This is a genomic window from Pseudoalteromonas sp. BMB (genome assembly GCF_001709235.1).
Taxonomy (GTDB): domain Bacteria; phylum Pseudomonadota; class Gammaproteobacteria; order Enterobacterales; family Alteromonadaceae; genus Pseudoalteromonas; species Pseudoalteromonas maricaloris.
In genome coordinates this window covers 1-26,625 of record NZ_MBQA01000207.1, presented here as the reverse complement: position 1 = coordinate 26,625, position 26,625 = coordinate 1, and the positions used below count along the sequence as shown (strand labels likewise).

General features: G+C 41.7%; 18 protein-coding genes and 1 tRNA gene. 9 read left to right on the top strand and 10 right to left on the bottom strand.

The features are described 5' to 3' along the window. Positions 1-46: 46 nt before the first annotated feature. The 5 genes from BB427_RS21365 (at position 47) to BB427_RS21345 (ending at position 7,921) form a co-directional block, all read left to right on the top strand. A complete protein-coding gene (locus BB427_RS21365) occupies positions 47-1,276 on the top strand; it encodes an ABC transporter substrate-binding protein (protein WP_069023131.1) in 1,230 nt (409 codons plus the stop codon). Continuing rightward, positions 1,273-4,584, top strand: a complete 3,312-nt coding sequence (locus BB427_RS21360) for a response regulator (protein WP_069023130.1) — start codon at positions 1,273-1,275, stop codon at positions 4,582-4,584. Before BB427_RS21365 ends, BB427_RS21360 begins: the two co-directional genes overlap by 4 nt. Before the next feature lie 78 nt (positions 4,585-4,662). Continuing rightward, the gene (locus BB427_RS21355) at positions 4,663-6,816 is read left to right on the top strand and encodes an exonuclease domain-containing protein (RefSeq protein ID WP_069023128.1); all 2,154 of its coding nucleotides are present in this window, start codon (positions 4,663-4,665) and stop codon (positions 6,814-6,816) included. Position 6,817: 1 nt separating this feature from the next. After that, positions 6,818-7,198 (top strand): DUF1294 domain-containing protein, encoded by a 381-nt coding sequence (locus tag BB427_RS21350; RefSeq protein ID WP_045987672.1) that lies wholly within the window; start codon positions 6,818-6,820, stop codon positions 7,196-7,198. 210 nt (positions 7,199-7,408) lie between these two features. After that, positions 7,409-7,921 (top strand): Mpo1 family 2-hydroxy fatty acid dioxygenase, encoded by a 513-nt coding sequence (locus BB427_RS21345; RefSeq protein ID WP_069023126.1) that lies wholly within the window; start codon positions 7,409-7,411, stop codon positions 7,919-7,921. Positions 7,922-7,969: 48 nt separating this feature from the next. Here the strand turns inward: BB427_RS21345 and BB427_RS21340 are convergent, their stop codons facing one another. Continuing rightward, positions 7,970-8,926, bottom strand: coding sequence for an FHA domain-containing protein (locus BB427_RS21340; RefSeq protein ID WP_010374789.1), 957 nt, complete (start codon positions 8,924-8,926; stop codon positions 7,970-7,972). A 589-nt stretch (positions 8,927-9,515) separates the two neighbouring features. On the opposite strand from BB427_RS21340, the gene BB427_RS21335 reads away from it, so the two are divergent. Further along, positions 9,516-10,103: a CBS domain-containing protein gene (locus BB427_RS21335; protein WP_039491599.1), complete on the top strand. Its 588-nt coding sequence runs from the start codon at positions 9,516-9,518 to the stop codon at positions 10,101-10,103. Between the two features lie 112 nt (positions 10,104-10,215). Here BB427_RS21335 and BB427_RS21330 read toward each other — a convergent pair whose 3' ends face one another. Together BB427_RS21330 and BB427_RS21325 are read right to left on the bottom strand one after the other, a co-directional pair. Then, complete coding sequence (locus tag BB427_RS21330; protein WP_069023124.1) at positions 10,216-11,133, bottom strand: M14 family metallopeptidase; 918 nt, start codon at positions 11,131-11,133, stop codon at positions 10,216-10,218. A 91-nt stretch (positions 11,134-11,224) separates the two neighbouring features. After that, the gene (locus BB427_RS21325; RefSeq protein WP_010374784.1) at positions 11,225-11,632 is read right to left on the bottom strand and encodes a hypothetical protein; all 408 of its coding nucleotides are present in this window, start codon (positions 11,630-11,632) and stop codon (positions 11,225-11,227) included. A 426-nt stretch (positions 11,633-12,058) separates the two neighbouring features. On the opposite strand from BB427_RS21325, the gene BB427_RS21320 reads away from it, so the two are divergent. Further along, positions 12,059-12,451 (top strand): hypothetical protein, encoded by a 393-nt coding sequence (locus tag BB427_RS21320; RefSeq protein WP_069023123.1) that lies wholly within the window; start codon positions 12,059-12,061, stop codon positions 12,449-12,451. A 125-nt stretch (positions 12,452-12,576) separates the two neighbouring features. Here BB427_RS21320 and BB427_RS21315 read toward each other — a convergent pair whose 3' ends face one another. Then, on the bottom strand, positions 12,577-14,121 hold the full coding sequence (locus BB427_RS21315) for a methyl-accepting chemotaxis protein (protein ID WP_254663680.1): 1,545 nt from the start codon (positions 14,119-14,121) through the stop codon (positions 12,577-12,579). Between the two features lie 357 nt (positions 14,122-14,478). Here BB427_RS21315 and BB427_RS21310 point away from each other — a divergent pair, with 357 nt between their 5' ends. Continuing rightward, positions 14,479-15,189: a MauE/DoxX family redox-associated membrane protein gene (locus tag BB427_RS21310; RefSeq protein ID WP_045988887.1), complete on the top strand. Its 711-nt coding sequence runs from the start codon at positions 14,479-14,481 to the stop codon at positions 15,187-15,189. 81 nt (positions 15,190-15,270) lie between these two features. Here BB427_RS21310 and iadA read toward each other — a convergent pair whose 3' ends face one another. The 3 genes from iadA to BB427_RS21295 are packed head-to-tail and all read right to left on the bottom strand — an operon-like array spanning position 15,271 to position 20,806. Then, complete coding sequence (gene iadA / locus BB427_RS21305; protein ID WP_045988819.1) at positions 15,271-16,437, bottom strand: beta-aspartyl-peptidase; 1,167 nt, start codon at positions 16,435-16,437, stop codon at positions 15,271-15,273. A 4-nt stretch (positions 16,438-16,441) separates the two neighbouring features. Next, positions 16,442-17,845, bottom strand: coding sequence for a putative basic amino acid antiporter YfcC (yfcC, locus tag BB427_RS21300; protein WP_069023119.1), 1,404 nt, complete (start codon positions 17,843-17,845; stop codon positions 16,442-16,444). Positions 17,846-17,881: 36 nt separating this feature from the next. Further along, a complete protein-coding gene (locus BB427_RS21295) occupies positions 17,882-20,806 on the bottom strand; it encodes a TonB-dependent receptor domain-containing protein (protein ID WP_069023117.1) in 2,925 nt (974 codons plus the stop codon). A 489-nt stretch (positions 20,807-21,295) separates the two neighbouring features. Between BB427_RS21295 and BB427_RS21290 the strand changes: the two genes are divergently transcribed. Next, the gene (locus BB427_RS21290) at positions 21,296-22,924 is read left to right on the top strand and encodes a cyanophycinase (RefSeq protein ID WP_069023115.1); all 1,629 of its coding nucleotides are present in this window, start codon (positions 21,296-21,298) and stop codon (positions 22,922-22,924) included. Between the two features lie 98 nt (positions 22,925-23,022). Here BB427_RS21290 and BB427_RS21285 read toward each other — a convergent pair whose 3' ends face one another. From BB427_RS21285 to BB427_RS21275, 3 genes are all read right to left on the bottom strand, one after another. Continuing rightward, positions 23,023-23,802: a DNA/RNA non-specific endonuclease gene (locus BB427_RS21285; RefSeq protein WP_069023113.1), complete on the bottom strand. Its 780-nt coding sequence runs from the start codon at positions 23,800-23,802 to the stop codon at positions 23,023-23,025. A gap of 983 nt (positions 23,803-24,785) precedes the next feature. Next, positions 24,786-24,862, bottom strand: a tRNA-Pro gene (locus BB427_RS21280). A gap of 163 nt (positions 24,863-25,025) precedes the next feature. After that, positions 25,026-26,444 carry an alanine/glycine:cation symporter family protein gene (locus tag BB427_RS21275; RefSeq protein WP_010607547.1) on the bottom strand — a complete coding sequence of 473 codons (1,419 nt, stop codon included), beginning with the start codon at positions 26,442-26,444 and terminating at the stop codon, positions 25,026-25,028. Between the last annotated feature and the right edge of the window lie 181 nt (positions 26,445-26,625).

The following is a 26,625-nucleotide window of genomic DNA, read 5'->3' as shown; positions in this document are numbered from 1 at the left end:
TGATTTGAACTAAAGTTTAGTTATGTGTTGAGTGATTAGTAATACGATGAAAATATTATTACTGTTTTTCTGCTTCCTGAGCTCAGTTTGTCTCGCAGCAAACTCCAAGCAAGTGTTTCGTATTTATCATGACGCTGACTATTCTAATTTAAATGAGTCAGCTGAAGCGATAAAAATGGGATTTTTAACCGCATTAGATGAAGTAGATAATCAAATCCAAGGTTATAAGATTGAATTGGTGGCCAAAGACCATCGTGGTAATAGTAATCGTAGCTTGCTTCACTTTAAGCAATTTTTAAAAGATCCGAATGCCTTACTCGTGCTTGGTGGTGTTCATTCTCCCCCCTATATCAAATTTCGTCAGTTTATCAACGAGAATAAAGCGCTACTATTGGTTCCTTGGGCCGCTGGTGGACCAATTACAAGATACCCGAGTAAGGATAATTGGATTTTTAGGCTTTCTGTGGATGACACCAAAGCGGGTAAAGTACTCATCAATTATGCAAAGCAACAAGGTTGTGTTGCACCTCATTTACTCCTTGAGGATACCGCATGGGGGCGATCCAATTACGACACACTGTTAGAAGAATATAAAAAATCCAAGCCTAACAACGCACTGCCCGTATCTTGGTTTAACTGGGCAACTAAGAAAAATGAGGCGCGGATCATTATCCATAATATTATTGAAAGTGAGCCACAATGTATCATTTTCGTTGGCAATGCGATTGAGGGCGCTGAGTTTGTAAAAGCCATGGCAAGTATTGACGAGGCGCAGCGTCTGCCCATTGTTAGTCATTGGGGGGTAACTGCGGGTAACTTTTTTGAGATTATTGGGGATAAGTTATCAGCAGACGTTTCATTGGCGGTCCTACAAAGCTGTTTTTCTTTTGAGAATAAGCCATTAAGTGCGTTTTCGGCACGAGTATTTAATCGTGCAAAACAGCTTTTCCCAACCCAGTTTGCCAGGCATGGATTGGTTCAAGCAGCTCCCGGGTTTATCCATGGCTATGATATTGCCAAGCTTCTTATCGCGGCAGCGGAGCAGATAAAACTGACAGATTCAGTCGCGACCAACAGAGCCGTGTTAAAAAGCGCATTTGAGGATTTGCAATCGCCGGTCAACGGTCTAGTAAAGACGTATCAACGGCCTTTTAGTGTCTGGAGTGAAAAAAACGATTCAGCCCATGAAGCGCTAACCGTGCAAGACTTGTGTATGGGACAGTACCAGTCTAATGGCAGTATTAAACTAGTTTATAGTTACCCGGGGTCGCATTGAAAACTAAATTCACCTTAACGAGTAATCGCGCTTTTTACACCTTTTTAGGGCTAACGGCTATCGTTTCACTTCTGCTCAGTGCACTTTTTGTTGGGCTGAGATCAAATGTCATAGTCGAAGATTTAGTAAGAGAAACGAATGAAACCCAAGCTCAACTCGCAGTTAACAACTTAACTCAGTATCTTGAAAGTCGTAAGCAGATCCTCTCTGATCTTTCTCTACATCCTATTATCGTAAATGGTGTGATGGGCACGGGGCTCTCCGCGGCTAAGTTACGAGACTTTATGCGTAGTTTTCAAATTATAGGTAGAGAAGAAAAGTTAATGGTGATCAATGTATTGGGCGATGTGGTTTACGCAAACTTTGATTCTCATGAAGTGTTAGGCCAAAAACCAAAGTGGCTCGATAAAGTGATCAATGCAGAGCTGAGCAGTGCGATAGATCTCACTCAGATTGGCAACTTGCACTATTTCACAATAGCAGTACCGATTTACTATAACGGCTTTGCTGAGGGAGCACTTATTGGCGAGTTTTCTACGAGTTTAGAGAGTCTGCTGAGCTCCTCATCATCCACATCTTTTCACAGCATTGGTTTAAAAGGCTGGTGGATTAACTTTTCTAACACCCAAAAAGTTGAAACTTACTTTAGTGTAAGCAGTCTCGATGTTGGCTCCACCGATTTAGTATTGGACTATCGTGTAGAGAAAAGTCAGGTCACTGACGAAGTGAAAATATTTGTGTGGGATCTTATTGGTGCTATTGCTTTTGGGCTATTCCTATCATTTGGCTTGCTCTATTTGTTTGGTAAGCAACTTTTGTTAAACCCGTTCAAAAAGCTAGAAGAATCAAGGACAACACTCAAACGCAGTGAAGAGCGATTTAAACTTGCAATATTTGGTAGCGATGATGGTCTTTGGGATTGGGATCTTGAGCGGAATGCGGTGTTTTATTCAGACAGATTCAAATCTTTACTAGGCTTTTCGCAAGAGACACAAGCCTTATTCTCTGCACATATTTCTAGTTTATTTGACCGAGTCCACCCAGAAGATCTCCCCAATTTAGAAAACTCAATTAAGTTTCATATGACAGAAGAAGAGCCTTTTGGTGTCGAGTGCCGAATAAAAACGAGGCAAAACAGCTATCGCTATTTTTGGCTAAAAGGTGCTGCGGCACTTAAAGATGGACAAGCGAAGCGGATTGTTGGTTCACTGTCGGATATTACCGATCAAAAGCTTCACCAAGACGCGCTGAAAAAGGCCAAGGAACAAAATGATTTACTCGCTCAAGCAATAGAGTGCGCAAATGTCGGCATAACGATTGTTGACGCGACTAAGCCTGAATTACCAATCGTATTCGCGAATAAAACATTTCAACAAATCACCGAATACGGTGATGAAGTACTGGGTAAAAACTGTCGCTTTTTGCAAGGTGAAAATACCCAACAGCAAGCGTTAGTTGAAATCAGGGAAGCAATAATAGCTCACGAATTCGTCAAAGTTGAATTGATCAATTACACCAAATCTGGAAAGGCATTTTGGAATAGTTTGCAGATCTCTCCGGTGTTCAACGAACAAAATCAATTAACGGCATTCGTTGGTATCCAACAGGATATTACCGCTGCTGTTGAGGCGAAAAAGGAACTAGAACAAGCGAAGCAAGCGGCGGAGCAGGGCGCGCAAGCTAAAAGCGAGTTTTTAGCGTCAATGAGTCATGAGATCCGCACACCAATGAATGGTGTGATAGGCATGTTAAGTCTGCTAGAAGATGAGCACCTAACACAAGCTCAATTACATAAAGTGAGTCTTGCAATGGGCAGTGCCAAGTCATTATTAAATCTCATCAACGATATTTTAGATTTTTCTAAAATTGAAGCGGGTAAGCTTGAGCTTGAGTCACTAGATTTCGATATTAGGGCATTGCTTGGCGAACTGATTGAATCCGTTGCGTTGCAAGCACAGAAAAAGGGACTTGAACTTATTCTAGATGTTACCCAACTTGAAAAGCCATTGGTGCAGGGGGATCCGAGCCGGATTCGACAAATCATCACCAACCTAATTAGTAACGCAATCAAGTTTACCGAGCAAGGCGAGATCATCATCCGGGCTTGGTTCAGTGAGGTAGACAATAAACTGAGATTTCATTGCTCAGTTGAAGATACCGGCATAGGGATACCAGAAGACAAAGCGGATAGACTTTTTGCTAAATTCTCTCAAGTTGATGCCTCTACTACTAGAAAGTATGGGGGAACCGGGTTGGGGCTGGCTATTGTCAGGCAACTCTGTGAATTAATGGATGGTGATATCACCGTGAGCAGTCGGTTTGGGCATGGTAGTCAATTTGAATTTTTCGTGACTTTGATCCATGGTGACAATACTCAATTCGAAGCTGCAAAAGTTGATTTGCAAGGGATCAAAATACTCCTAGTTGACGATAATCTCTCCGCCTTGACGAGTTTGGAATCTCAATTGAGGCATTGGGGGGCGGATGTGTATAAAGCCAGCTCTGGAATACAAGCACTATCTCTGTGTGAAGCTGAATACCAACGTGATAAAAATGTGTTTGATATCGCCTTATTGGATATGACGCTTAGAGGCATGTCGGGTGAGCAGCTCGGTGCTGCACTAAAAAATGATAAGCGATTCAAAGCAATAAAGCTTATCATGATGACGCAAATGGGTACCAAGGGGGATGGCCAGTTTTACGCGGAGCGTGGCTATTCAGGCTATTTTCCAAAGCCCGTGACAACCAAAGACCTTTTTGATGCGTTAACCATTTTAGCTGAAGATGGCAAGGCGTTGGCGAATGCGAAACCACTGGTTACGAGTCACTATCTGAAACTGGTAAGAAAGGCGAACGAAACCGAATTTACGTGGCCAAAACCTTGTCGTATTCTACTGGTTGAGGATAACAAGGTGAACCAAGTTGTCGCATTAAGTATGCTCAAAAAATTGGGGATAACCCATATTGAAGTTGCCGAAAACGGACTGCTTGCTATTGAGCTGCTCAAGTCACATCAAGATGAATGTCAATTTGAGCTAATTTTAATGGATTGTCAGATGCCAGAAATGGATGGCTATCGGACTACCGAGTTAATCCGAGAGGGAGCCGCAGGTGAGAGTTATCAAGGAGTAAAAATACTAGCCATGACAGCCAATGCAATGTCCGGTGATAGGGAAAAGTGTCTAAATGCAGGCATGAATGACTATCTCACAAAACCCATTTCGGAAGAGCCACTGAGCGAGAAACTACAATATTGGCTATACAAAAGCGAATACGCTTCCTCAGACGATACAGAAGAAACGACTTAAGGGGGTAACTGAAGCAAATTGGCAATATTTCCTATCTATGATAATCTTTACTGTATATAAAAACAGTTGTCTAGATTTGTGTTGAGAAAAGAATTACCCGCCAAATATTACTTAAGCCACTTTAGTGAGCTTAGCGATTATTTACTTAAAGTATGTCAACCGCTATTAAGTAGTGCTCAGCGTGAGCTGCTGGCTGAGCTACACCGCTTGCCTGAAGATGAATTGTGTTTGTTAGTGCGGTTTATTTCCCGCAAAACACCTTTTCTGGATATCAATTCACTGCGCTACGAAGAGATCAATAATATTTGTGAAGTCGCGTTTTCATTAGAAGCAAAGGGACTACTTCGTCAGGTACAACAAGACGACTTTCAAGCACTATTACATTGCTTAACTAAACCATGTTTAATTGAACTTGCCGAGCGAGAGAACTTAACTACACTGCCAAGTAAATCGGCAAAAAAATCGCTCTGGGTAGCGCATATCAATCAATCTGTCTGCGTTGAACATCTAAATGCACAAGAATACCTATCTCAGTATCTCACGCTCTCATTTCAAGCCGATATCGACTACTTTCTATTTTTGTACTTTGGTAAGGTTGGCTTTAGCTTAGCGCAATTTTCGATGCGAGATCTTGGTGTAATGAATACCAGGAGTGCTGATTCCGCTTACCATGCACATTTTGAACAAAAAGAGGAAGCCGTGAGCGCGTTTTATTATGCAAATGCACTCAGTGAGCTCAAAAACGCCCCTGAAGAAGAATTAGTCAAGCGTGCTAGACAGGCCGCAGCGCAACAATTGCCTGAGGTCGATGGGCAATATGCAGCGACAGCACATGCAAAGTACCTGTTAATGCTTGCCAGAAAGTTAGGTCCTGAATTTTCCCATTTTAAAACCTTATTGTGTATGAGTGAGCACCCCCAAGCGTGTGAGATGTTGATACGACATAATTATAAACAAGGTGAAGTTGAGCAGGTTCGTGAGCAACTAGAGCACATATTACAGGGGGAAAGTGATGAAACATTGATGATCTTCGCGGAAGACTTTTATCAGCGTAAATTTAACCAAAAACGCACTTCTGTACTTACGGATATGCTAAGAAAAAGTCAACCTGCAATCCAAATTGATGAGGCTTTTAAGGGACAAACAGAGGCTGGTGTCATTGCTTATTATAAACGTCATGGTATTGAGGCCTATCATGTTGAGAATGAAATTTGGCTGACCTTATTTGGATTGACCTTTTGGCAAGAACTGTTTTATCACCCAAAAAGTATCGTAGCGAATGGGTTTTCTAGGACTCCACTGGCATTAAAAGAAAATCGCTTTTACAGCGAATTTGAGGAAGAGATTGAATGTCGCTTAGCGAGTTTTACAGATACTTCTGCTTGGATGAACTGGCTTCTACGCCAGATGAGCGAACATTACGGAGAACCCAATCGGTTGTTTAATTGGCATGATAAGATGCTCGACTCAATAAAAATATTATTGTCTTACTTGTCAATTGAGGATGTCAAATCTGTTTTAAGGCTAATGTGTCGTGATTTTCATCTGATGAAATCTGGTTTTCCCGACCTGATGATAGTCGACGAAAAAGCGGGCTTAAGGTTTGAAGAAATCAAGGCACCTGGAGATAGTCTTAGCCGAAGTCAGCTAGTTAACATTTCTAAACTCTTGCAATGCAATATTCCCACGCGACTGCAAACCGTTGAATGGCATATTTGCAAAGAGCAACCTTATGTCGTTGTTGATATTGAAACCACCGGTGGCAATAAAGAGTTTGATCGCATTACCGAGGTAGCCATGGTAAAAGTCGTTAACGGCGAGGTTGTTGCTAAATGGCAATCACTTGTTAATCCGATGCGTCGTATCCCACAAAAAATCACTGAACTGACAGGGATCACTCAAGCAATGGTAAGTGATGCTCCGAGTTTTTTTGAAATTTTGGAGCAAGTTGAGCTGTTTAGCCAAGGTGCTATTTTTGTCGCGCACAATGTGAACTTTGATTATGGCTTTATTCGGCAGGAATTTGCTCGAGTCGGCCGAGAGTTTACTCGTGCGAAGTTATGTACTGTGCAGTTAGGCCGAAAGTTCGTGCCGGGCCTGCGCTCTTATGCGCTCGGAGCGTTTTGCCAGGCGATGAATGTATCTTTGATTAATCATCACCGAGCGATGGATGATGCTTATGCTACCGCTGAAATTTTCATTCAAATCAATGCAATAAGACAGGAAAAGTAGCATGTCAGCGGTTCGTTTAATGCATCAGCAGATGGGCCTGTTTTGGGGAGCAGGCGTGTGGTTAGGGGCGCTTTGCGTATCTAAGCTACCTTGGCAAGCGGTTATTTCTGCAGTGGTGTTGTTGGTTATCAATGTATTTATATTTGCACTTTTTTGGTGGGATAAGCGTGCTTCAACGCTTGCTCAATCACGCATTCCTGAGCGTAATTTACTACTGTGTGGGTTACTTGGGCTCAATATTATCACACCAGTGGCAATGTATATGCTCAGGCATAAAACCATCAAACCTAGCTTTAATTTTAAGCTATTGATGGTGCTCATAATGCAGACTATTGTATTCGGTATGCTGTTTATTTGGTTATTTAACCTGAGGTTTGGATAAGGAATGTTCCAACTCATTGTTGCTAAAGTACAACTTAGTTTTTTCCTTGTCTAGCCAGCAAGTTTTAGGGAAAACAAGGCGAATTTACGCACCAATCCGCAGCTCAGGTTATTTATATAGGCCCTAATACGCTAATAGAATTTTTTATTGATAAATTTTCTTTGTTGACTAATTATCAGTAGGATAATTGGTATCAATGAGAGAACAATAATGAACAAACTAGAGACGTTATTAAGTCAGTATGCCATGTATCATCGCAGCAAAAGAAACATTCTGACTCACTTTTTTGGGATCCCGTTAATTGTGATTGCTGTTGTGGGTATGACTTTTATTCCGCTATTCAGTGTATCAGGAGTGACCATCACCCTTGCTGCGCTGATAGGGGTAGTTTTATGTGGCTATTACCTGATGTTATCCCCCATTTTTGGGCTCATGATGAGCGCCATCATACTGGCTTTTTATTTCCTTGTTCAAACGTTGAATCCGCTCATCGTTAATGCAGGAATAATGACCGTATTGTTTTGGGCTGGTGTTTTCTTTGTAGGTTGGGTGTTACAGTTTATAGGGCATTATTTTGAGGGAAAAAAGCCTGCGTTTGTCGATGATTTGATTGGTTTAGCAATTGGACCACTGTTTGTACTTGTGGAGCTTTTATTCGTATTGGGGCTATGTAAAGATCTCGAAAACAAAATAGTGAATAATGCTGGAGAGTATAAAGCGTAGGTAAATAGCTGGGCCGAAATGCTATTTCTGCCCAGCTAACAATATCGCTTAAGTTGTCATGCGAGTTTCTAATTTAGAGCCTTTTATTATCGTGATATCTTGGCAATTCAATCTTACTCGACCACAGCGAGTTTCTAATAAAAAGGTTGCTTCTGGGTAATCTTCGCCACCGGAATCGACAAATTGCTTGCGTGCGCGGTGAACCATAATGTTCATGTGGTTTGTTTGTACGCCGAGTGCTTTTGCTAAGTCATCGCGGTAAACCCAACCTTGAACATCCGATTCAAGGCCAGCATCTTTATCTTGGATCCGAGTTCTGGCAAGCAGCAACAGTAAGTAGTGATGACTTCTGACGCCTAAATCTAGGTGTTTATCATCAACACTTAGTGTTAGTTGAGTATCTTCCTCGTCTTGACTTACATTGAACTCTAGTGCCATTGGCTTGGCAGCTTTTTGGCATTCAAGGTGTTTAGTTACCGCGATTGTCGTGGCAGAAAAAAACATCCATTGGTCGTTCATCAGCGATACAATACTGCCATCTATTAAGGCTTGTCGATCTGAGGTATTGAGATCTTCTAAAAACCAATAGTTGAGCAATTTATCATAGTAAATGATGTGTTTAGGGTCATCTTCACTAGGAAGGAGAAGTTGATTCGTTACTTCTACTACTTTTTGGTTGTTTGACTGAGAAACTAAATATTGACACTCGGTTTGCAAGTTCGCCGCTACAAACGAGTTTTGACCTGGTGCTGCAAAATCAATCTTATCATTTTCGAATAGCTGATACGGCAGGTTCTTGTCGAGCTTTTTATCGTTTATCCAGATGCCGTTTGTACTCACATCTCTAATAAACCATTTGTTTTCATTGAGTTCGATAATGGCGTGATGTCGCGACACTCCCGGCTTGTCTATCAAGGTATCTACACTATATTTATAGCGGCCTACCGTATGATAGCTTTTAAGATAGACTCGTTCGAGTTTCTGTTCGTCGATTAAATAAGCCATAGTTAGTTCCGTATAACTTTGATGAAAATTACATGCTTATACAAAATAGATATCACAATTCAGCAAGGCGTAAATTTCATCTATATCAATGTATAAGTGCCGTGAAGCATACAATTTTATTTCCTTCTACTCAATGATAAAGACCCACGAGGTGGGTCTCGTTGAGGGAAGAATTCACCAGTACTTACGTACCAGCTTGGTCTAATTTGGAATTACAGTTTTTCTAGTTTGACGCGGAATTCCAATGCCTAAACCAATTGTTTGATATTAGGGTGATAAATCCTAGCAAACATCTTCAGTCTAATTCGTTTACTTAAATTTAGCTATTACACGGCATTACACTGAGATTACAGGAGTTTTAGACTTCATTGACTTGAATATATGCACTGTATAAACCATATTTTAATTAGAGAGGTGTGAGATTCGCTCTCATGTGCTCGAGCTTTCGTGATCTCTCTTACTTTTCCAGTTACCTAAAATAATTTTTTACTGCCTTTACACTGGTTGTTCTTTTTATTTTTAGTTGTGGATTGTTCACAGCAACATAAAAACCAGACTTTCGAAGGGCTTTTTAAATCAGGAGTATAAAATGGGCCAATACAAAGCGTTAAAAACCGTTAAGTTGGAAGGGGTATTTCAGCTTTGTGATCACTTCGATTCAGAACCGTTGAATATGGACAGTAGTGCGGTTAAGGTGGTGACCGACTTTACTCGCAGGCAGCCTCAGGTGATAGCAAAAGACGTCGATATTGATCATGCTTTATACATGATGAAAAATGGCCATGTGCGCTCAAAACTCGTTGTTGACGAAGATGATAATTTCTTGGGAGTGGTAAACTGTCGAGACCTTACCGGCAGAAAGGTCTTAAGTGTTGCACAAAGAAAACAGGTGTCGAGAGAAGATGTGTGCGTTGAAGATGTGATGGTGACAAAAGAAGAGCTTTATGCTGTTCCCTATGAAATGGTTGCTAAAAGTACGATAGGAGATGTGCTTGAAACATTACAGAGTTTAGGATTGCAGCACGTTTTATTGGTTGGTCCGGAAGGACTAAGAGGTATGATCTCAGCTAGCGATATCGCAAGAGCATTGCATATTCCAGTGAGTATTTTGCAAAAACCAACTTCATTTAAAGAAATCTTTGGGGTGGTTAGCGGTAAGGAAGACTTAGCGAATTAGGTTTTATTATAACAGGTCGTGTTGTTTTCATCGAAAAGTTTAACGCTGCACAATATGACAAGTTCTGTCCATTCTCCTTGGTGTGGTTTAACAAACCACACCTTCTTAAATCTTATAGGTTCTCGCTTTGTAAGTACTTAATGGCCCCTCTAATTGCTGCCACTTGACCCGCGATACAGTTTTCTGGTGTTGCGTTTTGACCATCAGGGTAAACTTCAGTTGTTGTTACAAAAGCGGCATCTGTCATACCCATACATAAGCCTAGCGCAGTGCCATCATAATTTATTACACCGTACTGTTCTAAATCAACACCTATTAGCTGCCCATGATCATCGGCATCGGCAATTTGCGTTACCGCAGCCACTTCTTCGATAATGCGTTTTTGAAATTTAGCTTCCGGTTTTTGAGTGTGTCCGACTAAATAGAAACCGTCAGGAATGTTCCAATTGTGATTCTCTTTACCATCTCTTGCTGCCAATGCAGGGCGGAATTCAGAATTATCAGAATCTGTGGTTTCGTGTAAATCAACATGACACAGAATATCTGCTGCTTTCTTATTGACAAAATCCATTGCTGATCGAGATTCAGGTGCTGGACTATCCGCATAAAAAGAGCGATTAGGGTCAACGGCTTCTGGATTCCAGCGGTTTATCGTTTCATAGCCCCAAGGACTTAAGCAAGGCAAAATAATGAAATTATAAGCCTGTTCATACTGTTGTGCTTCTGATTTTGCAAAAGCGAGCGCACCATGTACACCACTTGTTTCATAGCCATGCACGCCACCGGTAACGAGTATGGTCGGTTTGTTTTGCTGCCAGTTTCTTGTTGTTAATGCATATAATGGATAAGTTTGGTTGGGGTAGTCAAGCTGACCATACTCGGTGATGTCAAAAACGTGCTTGAGCGCTTCTATTTGAGTTACGACCTCTTCAAAGTATGAGCGTTTGATCGATTGGCTTTCCAACCACAATGTTTTTTCTTTGGAAGTCCAAGGTACGCCGGGCGTACCTATAGCATATTGTCTTTGCATAATAACCTCGTTATAAGTTTAGGTTATCTTACTCAATGCCTCGTTTTGAAAGCAACTTTATAAGGTCTACTACACACCAATAAACTTGGCATTAAATATATCCCAGTAGTTTAAGGCTTTGTTGTTGCGCAAGGTTGGGCTTGAAAGACCAAATTCTTAGTACACCGCTTGTTAGATAAAGCTTGGTATAACTAAACCAAAGTAATCGTTCCACAGAGATTTTTTCCACTTCTTCTGCTGGAATATAGTGCTTTTGGCCTAACAGGCTGTGATAAACCACGCCTTGATTGCAGATGATTACTCTGCTTTGACCACTGAATATTGCCCATAGCCCTGTAACAATATAAAACATGATTGCAGCAGATAGCGTTAATTGGACAAAAGAAACCATGCTGATTCTTTCTGACACGATTAAGGCATCTAGAACAAGTAAGGTAAACGCTATAATAGAAAGGGAAATGAAAAATGATAAGTTCATTCCTAGTTTTAACTCTTTCATTGTTGTTCCTATTTTTCTTTGATTGATTCTGAGAGTGTGCAAATTATTTCAACAAAATGAATCAATTGTGGAGGTAATGATCTTTTCTTACTAAATCAAACTTTATAATTGATGTTTTCTCTAAAGGCTGCTTCTTTAGTAGTATGTATTAGAGGTGTTGCTTTGCAGGCATGACGCTTTTTAGCGATAGCGGTGATAATGTTGGCAGTGTTTGGGAACTTTTTAATTGTGAAAAATGAAATGTAATAAGTGGAGCCTTCTTATTTTTTCGACTTTTTTACGGCCTACGGAATGTGATGTAATTGAACTTGCACTTTTTTAATATGACAAATGGAAAAAGTTAGCATATGTTTAAATCTTAGCGTTTTTTGTTCCGTCTTGAAATATCTGTGATCTTGTCTTGCAGAAAAGGGTTAAGGAAGAATTATGAAATTTGAACAGCTACTCAATCACTTTGACACAGGTATTTGTGTCGATCAGATGCAAAAAGAAGCCCTAATTGATATCGCATTATTATTTATTGGTGTTGATGGCGTTATCAGTGAAAGTGAAAAACATGTTGTGAGAAAGTGGGCAAAAAGTCTGCAGTGGAACTCTGCAATCGCATTAGACGATTACATCGAAGATAGCCTTTCAAAATCTGTTGTAGCGATAAGAAATAATGACATTGAAGCTTATGTGCAACACCGCATGAATAACATTATCGATGAGCCGATGCGTCAACTTGCGAAAGACTTAGCCGTGCGTGTTATTGAAGCCGATGGCAATGTGAAACAGGCAGAAAAGGACGCACTCGCCATTCTTGAGGCCGAACTATAGTACTGTATTTAGCTGCAAGGTCAGTGGACCCAAGGTATCCAATTAAATACTGAGGTCCACTGATATCTAAGCGTCTATTTGGCTCTGAATTACGCAAATAATAAGTTGTGGTCTATTTGGTTTTCTCATGTTTGAGAAAACTGTTGAATTAGGCGTGTTTGCTGCTCAATTTGACTTAGTAACTCTTGACTTAAAGTAAAAGATTTCTCGCCGTGTTCTGTGCCTCTCTCTGCGAGCGTAGTCACGCTGTCAACGTTTATGCTTATTTGTTTTACCACACAACTTTGTTGTTCAATGGCGGCGGCAACACTGCGATTTAAATCGGCTAAATGCATGACATGGCTTTGAATGGTATCAAGGCTTGAACCGTTATTTTTTGCAAGGTCAACACTTTGATTTGATAGACTATTACTTTTTTGCACTGACTCAACAGCGGAGCTGGAAATATCATTTAGCTCTTTAAGTAATTGCGTTATTTCTTCTGTGGAAGTTTGTGTGCGTTGTGCAAGTGTGCGAACTTCGTCTGCAACAACTGAGAATCCTCGGCCGTGATCGCCCGCTCGGGCAGCCTCAATTGCGGCATTTAGCGCAAGCAAGTTGGTTTGATCGGCAATAGAGTTGATAACACTAAGAATATTTTGAATGCGATCATTCCCCGAGACTAAGCGATTTACGGCATTGTTCACTTCCATTAAATGCTCATCAAGATAGTGAATAGAATCGATAACATCCTTTACTGCGGCTTTACCAAGCCCAGCCTGGTGCTCTGAATTATTGGCTGCATCTGCAGCGTGGTTTACGTTTTCTGAGAGCTCATCAATCGTTTGTGAAAACTCGTCCATGCAAACAACCATTTCTTTTGCCTCACTTGTTTGCTGCTTTAGTAACTCGGCAACAAATTGACCGCTTTGTGTGGTAAGTTTTGCATTATCACTTACTCGAACAGATACATCGTTCACTCTGCCTACTACCGCAGAAATTTTCGCCTTTTGCATTTCTAATGCCAGTGTAATATCGGCAATTCTGTCTCGAGATTGACCGTATATCACAGACATTAAATCATTATCAAAAATCGTTTTGGCTTGTGTGAGCAAAGCTTTATATTTAGAGCGAAAACGTGCGGTTAACGCAATCGTGATGCATAACAGAGCCAATGGTAGCAGGGTAAACCAATGGTTGTTTAATAGTGACGCTATAGGCAAAGTTATCGCGACGAAAAACAATAACATAAATGAGAGGCGAGTGCTGTCATAGCGACTCGTTTTTTGTTGGCTATCAAGAGTGCGATAAGCATTTTCTGCGCGTTTAATTACTTCGGGAGAAAGGCAAGTTCTTACAGATTGGTATTCAACTATGTTGCCTCGCTCGTCTTTAATTGGAGTGACGAATGCGTTTACCCAATAGTAATCCCCATTTTTTGTTAAGTTTTTAACAGGTCCCATCCAAGATTGACCGTTTTGAATGGTAGACCACATATTTCTAAATGCCGCTTTTGGCATATCCTGATTACGAACTAAGTTATGCGGCTGACCAAGCATTTCTTCAATGCTAAAACCCGCGATGTCACAAAATGACTGATTTGCGTATGTAATTCGACTGTCAAGATCCGTTGTTGAAAGCAATACACTGTGTTTGCCTAACTTTATTTCCCTACCCATTATTTTTGACATTTGTTTTTATCTCGGTAGCTAAAGACAAGGCGAAATATAAGTCTAAGACTTTATAGTCAGAAGGTTTTTTTAACCAAACCGTGGTTTAATAAAAGGTTTACTGACTAAGATCAGGTTTATCTATGGCTACCTTAACCGAGATTAATTTGATTGTGATACATCAATAAATTCAACCCGCTTTCATGCTATTGAGTGTAATTAAAGGTGGTATGGAATTCGCCTTAGTTACAATCATTAAGCTGAAATTGCGCTAATGTCGGCAGATTTTTCTTAGCTGATTTACTCGGTCGGTAATTTCTACTTATGTTTGTAATAAAATAGGGGGAGCCACCAGTGAAAAATGCGACACTTTACCGAATGCATACCTCATCGCACATTTGCCCTTTTGGTCTCAGAGCTAAGGATTTGCTTTCACGAGAGGGTTTTTATGTAGACGACAGAATGCTCAAGTCAAGGGAACAGACGGATGAATTTAAAGCCACTCATAACGTTGACACTACACCACAAATATTTATTAACGATCAACATATTGGCGGCTATGAAGCGCTACGCCGATATCTAGGCAAGCCGTCACATAAGGAAAAGAAAAACGTATACTGGCCAGTACTTTCAATATTTTTAGTCGCGCTGCTGGTCACATTCGCGACACAATTTCCTGCCGATAATCTTGTAGAATGGGTAATGTCCTTTATTGGGTTTTCCATGTTGTTACTCGCGGTACAAAAAATACGCGATGTTCATAGCTTTACAAACTCCTTTATCACTTACGACTTGTTAGCGATGCGTCATCTAAAATACGCGTATACTTACCCCTACTTAGAGTTATATGCCGGCGTTTGTATGTTAACAACTTTGCCAGCCATTTATTATGCACCAGTGGCAATATTCATAGGGTTTATAGGCGCAATCTCGGTGTTTAAGGCCGTATACATTGATAAAAGAGCGCTCAAATGTGCATGCGTTGGTGGTGACACTGATGTGCCCTTAGGCTTTATATCATTAACAGAAAATGTGGTTATGTTTAGCGCAGGGGCACTTATGTTGTACAGCTATTTTGATTTATCCTGAGGCTCGGGTAAGATACGAACTGGTTGATTACTTTTAAAACTTCCGTAAATTAGCAGGCAGCATAGTGCTACCTGCCAAACTTTAAGAGAAGAAACCGCTGACTAGTGGCTTATGACTTTCAACCATTTTTTGACCGTTACACCAAACGCTATGTGGCGTTAGCGTGTTTGCGTCGAGCAAAACAAGGTCTGCATCACTACCGACAGAGATCTCACCTTTATTTAATCCTAAAATTCTCGCTGGATTGGACGTAATAGATTGCAGAGCTAAGTCAAGCGGCACATTAAATTGCTGCACCGCTTGCTGGAACGCCCCAAGCAGCGAAGACTCTGAACCCACTTCAAATCCAACTAAATGATTTTGTTCATTATAAATTGGTAAGCTTGCATGTCCGTCGGAGCTCATGGTCAGTTGCTGTGAGTTCACGCCTTTGTCTAGGCAATATGCCAACGCCTCGGCTGCTGCTAGCTCACCATTGGCTAAGTCGTACTCGGTGGTGCTAGCGGTAAAGTCGATGGTTCCGCCAGCTTTGCAAAATGCAATCCCCGCAGTTAGCAATTCGGCATTTCGATTCATATGAGTTGGGTAAAACTGACTGAGCGGTATTTCACTAGACAGTGCTACTTCATGGAGAAGCTGTAAGTGTTCAACACCTGTTCCAACGTGAATGGAAACGGTACCACGTTTGCCACTCAATAGACCTGCAGTTCTCGCTTCTGCTGCAATGGTTGTAAGCTCTTTTACCGAAGGCTGCGTACCTCGATGATCGGCGATTGCAACTTCCCCAACACCGATGATTTCGTCGATATACATAATGTCGTGACGGATACTGTGACCAAGCGTTTTTATTGGCAAGTGGTAAGAGCCTGTATGGCAAAAGGCGTTCAACCCCTCTTGTTTTAACCCTTTCGCTTTAGCAACTAGATCGGTATGTGTTCGGCTGACATCATCGGTGCCAAGTGCGCCAATGACAGTCGTGATCCCATATAGCGTTGCATCAGTGAGGTTCATTTGCGGGGTACGGCTCGCAAAACCCGCTTCGCCACCTCCGCCACTAAAATGCACTAAAGAGTCGACAAATCCGGGGGCTAATATAAATCCCTGTCCGTCAACGATAGCGAACTCCAAGTTGCTGTTTATTTCGATATCCTCCTCGATTGCGAGGATAGTTTTCCCAGCAAAAAGGACATCACGCTTTCCGAGCTTTTTAGGCGTAAAAAGCTCAACATTTTTAATAAGTGTTAGCATAAATTTATTGGTAATTTGTTAAGTGAGCAAATATGGTGACCACACTTGCTAATGTGAAAAGAAGTAACATAAAGCGCCAAATAAACTGCACCCAATCGTTCCAAGAAAGTTTAACAACCCCTAAGCAGCCAATTAAGCTTGCTGAGGTTGGGATAATGATGTTGCTCAGTCCATCTCCTAGTTGAAAAGCCAGTACAGAAGTTTGCCGAGAAACACCAATTAAGTCTGAAAGAGGTGCCATAATGGGCATAGTAATAGCTGCTTGTCCGGAGCCCGAAGAAACAAAGAAGTTGAATAAAGATTGGAATACATACATAAACCAAGCTGCCAACGCATCAGGGACTTGGGTTATTAAGGTAGCCGCATAATAAAGCACAGTATTTAAGATTGAAGGTGTTTGGAGATTGCTCCCGCCTAGTAATAGTACAAGCCCCTTGGCGAGACCAACTAGCAAAGCTGCTGGCAGCAGATCTGCGCTTCCTGTTTTAAATGCTGCCACTGATTGGCTAATAGACTGGCGTCCTCCCAATTTAGCTATTAGGGCGATGACCAGCCCCAGCACAAAAAACTGAGTGGCAAGTTCAGGGATGTAGTACCCTTTTGCAGTCACACCGTAAATGACCCAAATAATTACCATGAAAAACGCAAGCAATAACGCCTTATCAACAAGTTGTAGCTCCGTGGGCGAAGTACTTGCAATGATATCCTCATGATTTTTTCGTACTTTCGCAGCGTAGCGCATCGTAAAAACCAGTCCGACGAATGTGAATAGGGTGGTGAGAGCAACCCTAAACTCTGCGCCTGAGAATACCGGTAACTGAGCGATACTTTGTGCAATGGCAATGCTAAAAGGGTTCATGGGGGAAGTAGCAAACCCGATTTGTGTTGCAACATAAGTCACAAGCACGGTAACTTGGGCGTTATAGCCAAGCCTCATCATGATAGGGTAAAGCACAATACAAAATGCGATAGCCTCTTCACCCATGCCGAATATGGCACCACCCAAAGCAAAGGTGATGAACAGACTAGGGATAAATAGCCAATCAATCCTTTGTGTAGAATTGATCAGCGCCATAATGCCATTGTCTATTGCTTTGGTCTGCATTAACACGCCAAATGCACCACCTGTTATTAGGATAAAAGCAATAACCCCAATAGCGGCTCCATTTCTGTCGCCACTCACGAGCCCCTCAAATAGCACGTTGAACAATCCTGCTTCACCTTGAGTCGCAAACAAAGGTAAAGGTGCAGGTGTTTGTGCTTGTGAAAACTGTGAAAGTGCAACGGTATCATTAGTTCCTGCTAGCTCGAACGAGCCGGGCAAAATAAAGTGTGACACCGCATAGCACAGCCCTGCAATCACCAGCAAAATAACGAATGCGTCAGGCATTTTTATAGTTTTTCGCATATAAAGAACGAAAATGGGGTTACCCCCATTTCTCCATTAGAACTGGTAAGTTAATCCGAGAGTATAGTTGGTGCCTAACGCATTGTGATTGATTGAGTCGAAGCCTCGCGATGAACCATAAACCACAGGAGGCTTTTTATCGAACAGATTATCAATACTGAGCCTCACCTTTAGGTGCTCTGAGAACTCATAACCCGCACTAACATCAACCACTGTCCAGCTATCAACATCTCGTTTCCCTTCGCTATCGAGTTGCCCAAGTTCAGCTAACTCGTCGATTTCTCGACCACGTAGCCCTTCGATGTCGTCCTCATAACTGTCAGTATAGTTTGCGCCCAGCGAGACATAAAAATTATCAGCGTTATAAGTCACTGAAATTCTGCCTATATTTTCAGGGTATCTAAAGGTACCAACAAGTTCTTCACTCAGATCAGAACCCGGTTTATTGCGTTCGTATTCGAGGTAATGAGTTGCATCCAGTTTCACGGTTAAGTCAGCGTTATCAAATCTAAATCTATGATTAAATTTAATGTCCAACCCAGCAATATCTTGGCTACCTGTGTTCTCTAATTGAATAACATGATCGCGATATAGTTGTAGGCTTTGAGTACGAGGGTCAAATTCATTAATATAAGCCGCCAAAATTTCGCTTAGATCAGCGCCGCTTTGATCTATGCTTAAACCTTGTGTATCGGTTACGCTACACACATCTTCATCATACGAAATACCCATCTGACCATCAGGCACAAGGCCACAATGACGCAACGACGGATCTGTAATCGCACGACTGAGTACAGCGGTCATATTTGTATCAATAACGTCGGTATATTCAAATTGCCAGTAATCAATCGCGATAGTGGTATCTCGAGTTGGGCTCCAGGCTAAACCTAGAGAAATAGATTCAGACTCTTCGGCATTAAGTTGGCTGTTACCAAGCTCTAAGGAGTTAACCGTAACTTGCGTGCCATCACCCTCACAATACAGATCGGCGACAGCTTGATTCGCGCCGCAATCGAAAGTTGAAGTCGTTGTTCTCAGCTTAACCCCCGCCTGCGTTAAAGAGGGTGCTCTAAAAGAAGTAGACCAACCGGCTCGTAACAGTAGGGCATCAGTAGGGCGATAGCTTATGCCGATTTTTGGATTAAAAGTTGAACCAAAGTCGTCAAAGTGGTCATTTCGTCCAGCCACCTGCATTTCTACTGTTTCTGTTACTGGAATGTATAGCTCTACAAATGCACCTAGCTGCGTTCTTTTTGCGTCCGCGATGCTAGAGCCATAACCAAATACATCAACTAAGTAATCGTTGGCAGCGTCTGCAACCGCATCATTTGAAGGGGTGTCCGACAGCTCTTCTTTTCGTGCTTCGACACCAAACGAGGACTGTACCGCGATATCTTGCCAAGAAAAGAGCTCACCCGATACAGTAAAATCCCAGCTGTAAATACGGCTTGTACCTTCTCGGGTCGGGCGTGCTTTGGTAAGTGCAAGTGTTGCATCGTTAGGGGCATTGCCTACTAAGAATGGGTTATAAAAGTCGAGCAGGTTACTATTAGCACAGCTTAACTGGCCGTCGTTAATGCTGGCAATGTTCCCATCACCACATAGCTCCCCGGCCAAAGCGGCATGAAACTTATAACGATTGTATACCCCATCGGTGGCCACCTGATCTGATTTAGATTCAGAGAACATAATCCCAGATACCCAATCCCATTCGCCTAGCTGTCCTTCTAGGCTCGAAACCAATCGCATATTTTGGCTTTCGACTTTAATGGTGCGGGGTGAGGTAAAGCGAGCATCAAACTGAAACCCCCATTGCTCCTGTCCAAGTTGTGTGTCGAATGGGTCGATGTAAAGTGAATCAAGTAGCGAGTTGTTACCGCTTGCGTCGCTATAAATGAAGAGGGCATCCTCTCTCACCCATGGACCTTCACTGTCATCAATCTGATTGATTGCGGCTGGGGTTGAATAAGCGGTTGATTTTGTTTTACTGATAAAAAATTCAGTTTTCCAAGTTAACTCGCCAACCTGCTGATTGAACATCGCACCACCAGACACACTCTCAAATGGAGTGCTTAGGACATCATCTTGATTACCATAGTAAGCACAGATCTGCTCCCCATACTCAGTGGTAACCAGCTGGCTCATACAGCCAGGTGCTGGAAGCTCATTACCGTCGCGACTGCTGTAATAATAAATATTAGGCGTATTGTTGAGTTTAGGAAGATAAGAATATCCGTTAACTAAGTTGGGTGTTGCTAAGAAGTCTCTATCTGTTGCGTTAAATTGGTTTCGGTCGTAAAAATCTGCAAACAACATAAGGCTGCCATTACCAACTTCAGTTCCCCAAATTAGATTGACTTGTGTTTTGCCCTCATCAGAGCTTTCAAGACTGTTACCATAGCTAACCTCAAGTTCTGCACCATCGTAATTGTCTTTAAGAATATAGTTAATCACACCCGCAACGGCATCGGCTCCATAGATTGCGGATGCCCCAGTCGCTAGGATCTCAACTCGTTCGATTGCTGCTAAGGGGATGGCGTTTACATCAACAAAGTTTTGTGTGCCCGCCGCAAAAGAGCTTGGCGCGACACGACGACCATTGATCAAGGTTAACGTCGCTGAAGGACCCATGCCTCGTAAACTGGCTGCTGCTTGCCCCGCGGGTGTTGAGGTTGATGTACTGCCACTCTCGCTTGTGGAGAACGTGCCAGAGCCACCTTTTAATTGAGGAAGATCTTGAAGTAACTCGAAAATTGAGGAAGCACCTGAGCGGTCTATGTCTTCTGAGCTCAAGATAGTAATAGGCTGTGTGCCTTCTAAATCAACGCCTTTTATGCGAGAGCCCGTGACCTCAATTCTTTCAACGGCTTTTACGTTTTGCTCTGTTTGTTCTTCTGCATGAGTATTAAAACTTGAAGCAGCCAAGGCTGCTGAAATTGCTACGAATAGTTTGTTGTACATTACTTCACCTACTTTCTGTTGATGAGCGGCTTGGTAAAGGCGAATGGCGTTGCTGTAGAATTTATTTGTTGTGTTTATTGCTCTACCGCATTGAAACTTCGCAATCGTCTGTGCTTAAAAAGCGTTAAAAACAATAGGTCAGTTTCAATTGGACAGATAAAAACCACGCCACTACGAAAAATAATCGCGATAGTACGCCTTAAGCCAGCCGTTTAATTTTTATAGAAATCAAGAGGTGGGGTTGCAATTAATAGACAACGCCACGGCTTTACACCGTGTGTCTACTCGTCGAACCACTCAGAAAGGTAGTGAGGTGAGTAGAAGTAGCAAACAAATTTGAACGCATTCTTCAACATATTTTCATCTCGTGTTTTTTGACAATGCAAACCAGCGTGTGCTAGCTTGCGCTTCGCAATGTTCATTAAAATTTATAGCACAAGCGTTTTTGTGCTGACAAGTCGTTTTTAACAAATTTGTTTGGAATTTATCATGAATGTTGTGTTTTTTATAACCACAGTGTTAACTGTGGGTACGCTTTTCTTCAGCTTAACCTCTTCTGCACAAACACTTTATTTGATTGGCGGGGCACTCAAAACTTGCTCTAGTATGGCTACAAAAAACTGTGCAGAAAATGTCGAATTTTCAGCGGCTGTGAAAACGCATTTGCTGTTTTCTGTTGATGAAAGTGCAATAAATAAATTCACTAAAGGTTGGCCAACTAACAATCGCGCGCACCTAAGGCGCACCCTTAAATTGCTTAAGAAATTACCATCGAACAAAGTCTTATCTAAACTACAGCTTGCGCAGCATGCGAAACAATTTGATGAAGGCTTATATCGCAGTTGGAGTGATAAAGAATATAATTTCTTCTTTGATATGCTTGAACTGCCCTTGTTGTATCAGCATAAACGCCTACCTGAAATAGTTAATACTAACGGAAATAATAAGCCTGCGAGCACTGAAATCTTAGAAGATATTGCTAAGCGCATTGGCAAGACAAAAACCAAAAGATTGCTGCTTGTCACTGCATCTTCTCGTGATCCTTATGAGTCTGCTGATTTCTATGAAGGACTATTTCAAAGCTACGATGTTAATGCTCAATGGTTCCCCCTTACTCCAGCATTAGCCGCAGCACTTAGTCGCGATGACTGTGAAAACCTAGATAGCTATCGTAACCAGCTCAATGGGGTTTATAATCGTGAAGTCATTTATCCGGATAGAACATTAACCGAATATAATCTTTGCCAGCAAGGGATTGAGAAGGTGAAACAGCAGTTGATCAATGCGGATGCGATCATGTTTAACGGCGGTGATCAATCACTCACTAAGCTAGTAATGTATGCTACCGATAAGCAAACGCCTTATCCTTGGACTGAAGTTCTAAAGGAGATACCAATAATTATCGGTACGAGTGCCGGAACAGCGGTGCTGGCTGGCGGAAAAAATGCCTTCGGTAATGTTCCAATGATCACCAATGGTAGCAGCATCGAAGCTATATTAAATGGTGCGATAAATGCCTCTGCTCCAGTACAACACTGCGAAAAGCATGGTGGGTGTGGCAAGCTAAATGCCGATGCATTAACTTATGATGCTACAGGTGGCTTAGGAGTCTTTTCCTTTGGCGTTTTAGATACGCATTTTAGTGAAAGAGGCAGAAGTTTTAGGCTTGCGGTGTTAGCACTTAAAAGTGGCCAAAAATTTGGTTTTGGTGTGGATGAAACCACAGCACTAAAATTTGAAAGTACTGAAGAGGAGTTCTCGGTACTTGGTAAGCAGGGCGTAGTTGTGATTGAAACCCATAAGCCACAGCATTTCTACTATTCGTTTTATCCTGCAGGCAGTACGTTTTCAATGCCCAAGTTACATTCAAAGAATAAAAGCGACAGTAATGTGGTGAACAAGGCAAAAGGCAAACGTCTAGTTGAAAATCTAGTCGAAGATAATGCGCTCCGTGAAGTGACACAACTTATGTGTTTAGAGCAACTTAGTGAAGTGGAAGCCTCGCAGGTAGACCTGCCAAACATTCATATTGAACGAACCAACCAGAGCCGCTGTGACAGGTTGGCCAATGGGAAATTCCGAGTCAAAAACATAACCGTAAAATGGCATGAAAAGTAATGTAACTAGCCCTTAAATGAGGCGGGTATTCATCGAGCAAATGTCTTGAAGCAAATTACAAAGTGAATTAAAGGGCTACCAACTGGTAGCCGTCATAATTAGCAACCTAGTTGTGAGCTAAGAGCGCCGACTCGACCCTCAATGTCGGTGGCTTTATAGCTTGGTAGGCTAGGTAGGATATTCAGGCCTGCTCTTTGTTCTACTTCGTCAATGGTTACTTCTGTTTTGCAGTAATCAAGATATCTACCAGAAGTTTGCTCCATGATAAAAGCAGAAGCCTTCACATTTGAGCCTGCTATTGTGACAACGACCTTAAAATAGCCTGACGGAATAGTGTGAGATTCATCAGCACCAGGCAAGGTAGCAAAGTAATATTCATACAAGGGACCCGTGAACACATAGGCATTTTCGCCCGTGCGCACTAAACTTCTCACTGCATTTTCTAATTTAACCCATGGACCTTGATTAAGGTTTGATGATTGCGGGGTAATGTTCGAGAGATAATTAGTATCGCTCCAATTGGATGTGTTGGAAAACGACGCCAAAGGCACTTGATGACCTCTATCTGTATGAATAGTTGCCCATGCATCGCTGTAGTCACTTGGCTCTAGCGTGTATCTACTTGCAATTTTAGGGTCAGATTTCCAAGTCCTTGAACGGCTTGGGCCATCAATTGTGCTTGGTGTGACTTTGTATGCTACCCAGTCCGCAAACTTTGTTGTGCGATTATTGCTAAGCACATATATAGGTCGCTCAACGATATCATTACTTGATGGTGTGCCAGTTGGGCAACCGTAGTTGCTACATATGTTGGTGTTTGCATTTGCATTTGCAGTTGCAGTCGCACTGACTGCAAGTATGAGTATTGCGAATTTCATTTTAATCTCCGTGCTTAATTGAAAGTCTCGCAATACTAGGTTGGTTATTTGTCAGCATTATTACTTTAATGTAAATATATTGTGTTTTTTGATTGCTGCTGTTAGTTGAGAACTACAGTGAAAGAGCCGATTTATAAGGCGTTATAGCTATAAAGTATGTTAAGAACCCCTCATTTTAATTTTACTAATTAACTGGAAAATAGAGGCTAGGAGCAAAGTTATAATTTCAATTGTTGTCCACTATTAGCAATCTCACCTTGAACCCTTGTCGGCAAATTACTCAGCTTATATTCGGGCACTCTGTATGGTTTTACAGTTCTTGCTTGATCAGGAATTTTTCACCCAGGCTAGATAAGGTAGTAACGCTTTTGTCGATACAGAAATCGGTTGAGTTGGAAGAAGCGTTCAGGTTTTGGGCCTTAAAATAGTTACATGCTGACTTCCGCATGATTAAACTTTTGATTTCAAAGTACCCAAATCCATAAAGCTTTATTACTGCTTTGGAGAAAGTTGTGTAGTGGTCAATGCTTTTTGGCCACCACATTATAAATTCTCAGTATTGCAGTTCTGCATAATAGTGTAGTGGTCAACTAATTCCGGACAGTGAACTAAGTTTTTCTTCTGCTACTGCTGGAGCTTGCATATCGTTATGACTATGTGGCCTTCTCCAGTTGTAATAGTTCATAAAGTAAAAGCTAACGTATTGTTCAGCTTCTTTAAATATAGTGGAGTTTAGTTTCGGGGCGCTTCTCACAAAAAGATTCCTTCTAGTCGTTCAAGCTGCAATTTCATCTAATTAAGATCTAAGAGCAATATACTCATTAGAGGTGCTATTAGGAGTCGTCCTATAAATCCTCCCCTAAAAGGCGCTGAAAGGGCAAAATAATTTTATTGAAATATGGGCAGCAAGTGTGTGATGAAACTAATGTGCGATAAGAATGATAGTAGATAGAGTTAACTTATTGAACAGGGCAAGGAAAAGCTGGTCGGCATAGCAGGATTTGAACCTGCGACCCCTGACACCCCATGACAGTGCGCTACCAAGCTGCGCTATATGCCGACTTGTGCTTTACTATACGGATTTTTTTTTGAAAGGCAATAAGTGGTTGGTTTGTTTGGACATTAAATGAACTCAAGGGCGTATTTTTGTGTTCTTCTTCATTAAAATTGGGTTTTATATGAAGAAGGCGCACTAAATATAAGCATTAGTGCGCTGTATTGGTCTATTTAGTCCAAATGCCTTTTGGTAGTGTTTTTTCTACTTCAGGGTTGGTACTAGGATCAAACTCTGGGGTTACGCCTGCTTTAAGCTGCTTTTTATAATCGTTGGCAAGCCATAGCACGACTTTGCGAAGCATAAAGAGTGCAACCACGTTAACTACAGCCATTAAGCCCATTGAAATATCAGCGAGTGTCCAAACCAGCCCAAGTTCGCTTACCGCACCAAACATTACCATACCTAATACACAAGCTCTAAATACCATCATGCCTTTCTTTGAATGGTGATCTAAGAATAGTAGGTTGGTTTCTGCATAACTGTAGTTGGCAACAATGGAAGTAAAAGCAAAAAATAGAATAGCTACCGCAACGAAAATTGCGCCCCATTCCCCTACATGATGAACCAATGCAGATTGCGTTAATTCAATGCCAGTTAAACCTGAGTTTGGCTCGAGCTGACCAGATAAAAGAATAAGCGAAGCGGTCGCGGTACAGATCACTATGGTATCTACAAATACACCTAGCATTTGTACATAACCCTGTGATGCTGGGTGGTTTGGATTTGGTGTTGCACTAGCAGCAGCGTTTGCAGCGCTACCCATACCGGCTTCATTTGAGAATAAGCCGCGCTTGATCCCTTGAAGCATTGCTTGCATTACCGCGTAGCCAATAGCACCAGCACCCGCTTGCTCGATACCCATTGCACTTTTTACTATTAACATGAATATGTCTGGTAGCTGCGCAAAGTTCACAGCACAGACGTAAAGTGCAAGTATAAGATAAGCAACGGCCATAAAAGGTACGACAAGTTCTGCAAAGCGTGCAATAGTTTTTAAACCACCGAAGATGATAATCCCAGAAGCTGCTACTAACGCAATACCCATCACGTATTTAGGCACATCAAAGGCAACGTTAAATGCTGCAGCAATGGAGTTGGCTTGTACTGCATTAAAGACGAAACCAAATGCAAGGATAAGGCAAAGTGAGAACAACACCCCCATCCACTTACGTTTTAAACCTAGCTCCATATAATAAGCAGGGCCACCACGGAAGTTTCCGTCATCATCTTTCGTCTTATATAGCTGCGCTAAGCAACTTTCAGCAAAACTAGTCGCCATACCAATCAAGGCAATGAGCCACATCCATAATATAGCACCAGGACCGCCTAAATAGAGCGCAACGCCAACACCTGCCATATTACCGGTACCAACCCGTGCGGCGAGTGAAGTACAGAATGCTTGAAAAGAGGAGATACCATCTTCAGCACCTTCGCGGCTTTGCATCATTACCTTCACCATATATGGGAATTGAGTGAATTGAATAAAGCCAAGCCTAATTGTGAAGAATACACCTGCAGCTATTAAGAGATAGATAAGTAGATGGCCCCATAAAAGACCACTTATCGAGTTTAAGATATCAGCCATGTATTTAGCCTTTTTCTAAGAACGAGTAAATAATGGGGCGGTAATCTACCACAAAGAAAAGCAAAAGCCGAAATTCCTGTGGGTTATCCACAGAAAATGTGGATAAGTTGTTAGGATTCGGTGGGCTAAAAAGCATTTGAAAAATAAATAGAAAAAACCGAAAAAAAGGGTTGCACTAAAA

Bases quoted from the DNA above. Each gene is read 5' to 3' on its own strand.
- iadA (WP_045988819.1), bottom strand. From the start codon at position 16,437: ATGCTAACACTTATTAAAAATGTTGAGCTTTTTACGCCTAAAAAGCTC.
- BB427_RS21345 (WP_069023126.1), top strand. From the start codon at position 7,409: ATGAACAAACTAGAGACGTTATTAAGTCAGTATGCCATGTATCATCGC.
- BB427_RS21285 (WP_069023113.1), bottom strand. From the start codon at position 23,802: ATGAAATTCGCAATACTCATACTTGCAGTCAGTGCGACTGCAACTGCA.
- BB427_RS21275 (WP_010607547.1), bottom strand. From the start codon at position 26,444: ATGGCTGATATCTTAAACTCGATAAGTGGTCTTTTATGGGGCCATCTA.
- BB427_RS21365 (WP_069023131.1), top strand. From the start codon at position 47: ATGAAAATATTATTACTGTTTTTCTGCTTCCTGAGCTCAGTTTGTCTC.
- BB427_RS21340 (WP_010374789.1), bottom strand. From the start codon at position 8,926: ATGGCTTATTTAATCGACGAACAGAAACTCGAACGAGTCTATCTTAAA.
- BB427_RS21325 (WP_010374784.1), bottom strand. From the start codon at position 11,632: ATGAAAGAGTTAAAACTAGGAATGAACTTATCATTTTTCATTTCCCTT.
- BB427_RS21350 (WP_045987672.1), top strand. From the start codon at position 6,818: ATGTCAGCGGTTCGTTTAATGCATCAGCAGATGGGCCTGTTTTGGGGA.
- BB427_RS21335 (WP_039491599.1), top strand. From the start codon at position 9,516: ATGGGCCAATACAAAGCGTTAAAAACCGTTAAGTTGGAAGGGGTATTT.
- BB427_RS21315 (WP_254663680.1), bottom strand. From the start codon at position 14,121: ATGTCAAAAATAATGGGTAGGGAAATAAAGTTAGGCAAACACAGTGTA.
- BB427_RS21295 (WP_069023117.1), bottom strand. From the start codon at position 20,806: ATGTACAACAAACTATTCGTAGCAATTTCAGCAGCCTTGGCTGCTTCA.
- BB427_RS21310 (WP_045988887.1), top strand. From the start codon at position 14,479: ATGCATACCTCATCGCACATTTGCCCTTTTGGTCTCAGAGCTAAGGAT.
- yfcC (WP_069023119.1), bottom strand. From the start codon at position 17,845: ATGCGAAAAACTATAAAAATGCCTGACGCATTCGTTATTTTGCTGGTG.
- BB427_RS21330 (WP_069023124.1), bottom strand. From the start codon at position 11,133: ATGCAAAGACAATATGCTATAGGTACGCCCGGCGTACCTTGGACTTCC.
- BB427_RS21320 (WP_069023123.1), top strand. From the start codon at position 12,059: ATGAAATTTGAACAGCTACTCAATCACTTTGACACAGGTATTTGTGTC.
- BB427_RS21290 (WP_069023115.1), top strand. From the start codon at position 21,296: ATGAATGTTGTGTTTTTTATAACCACAGTGTTAACTGTGGGTACGCTT.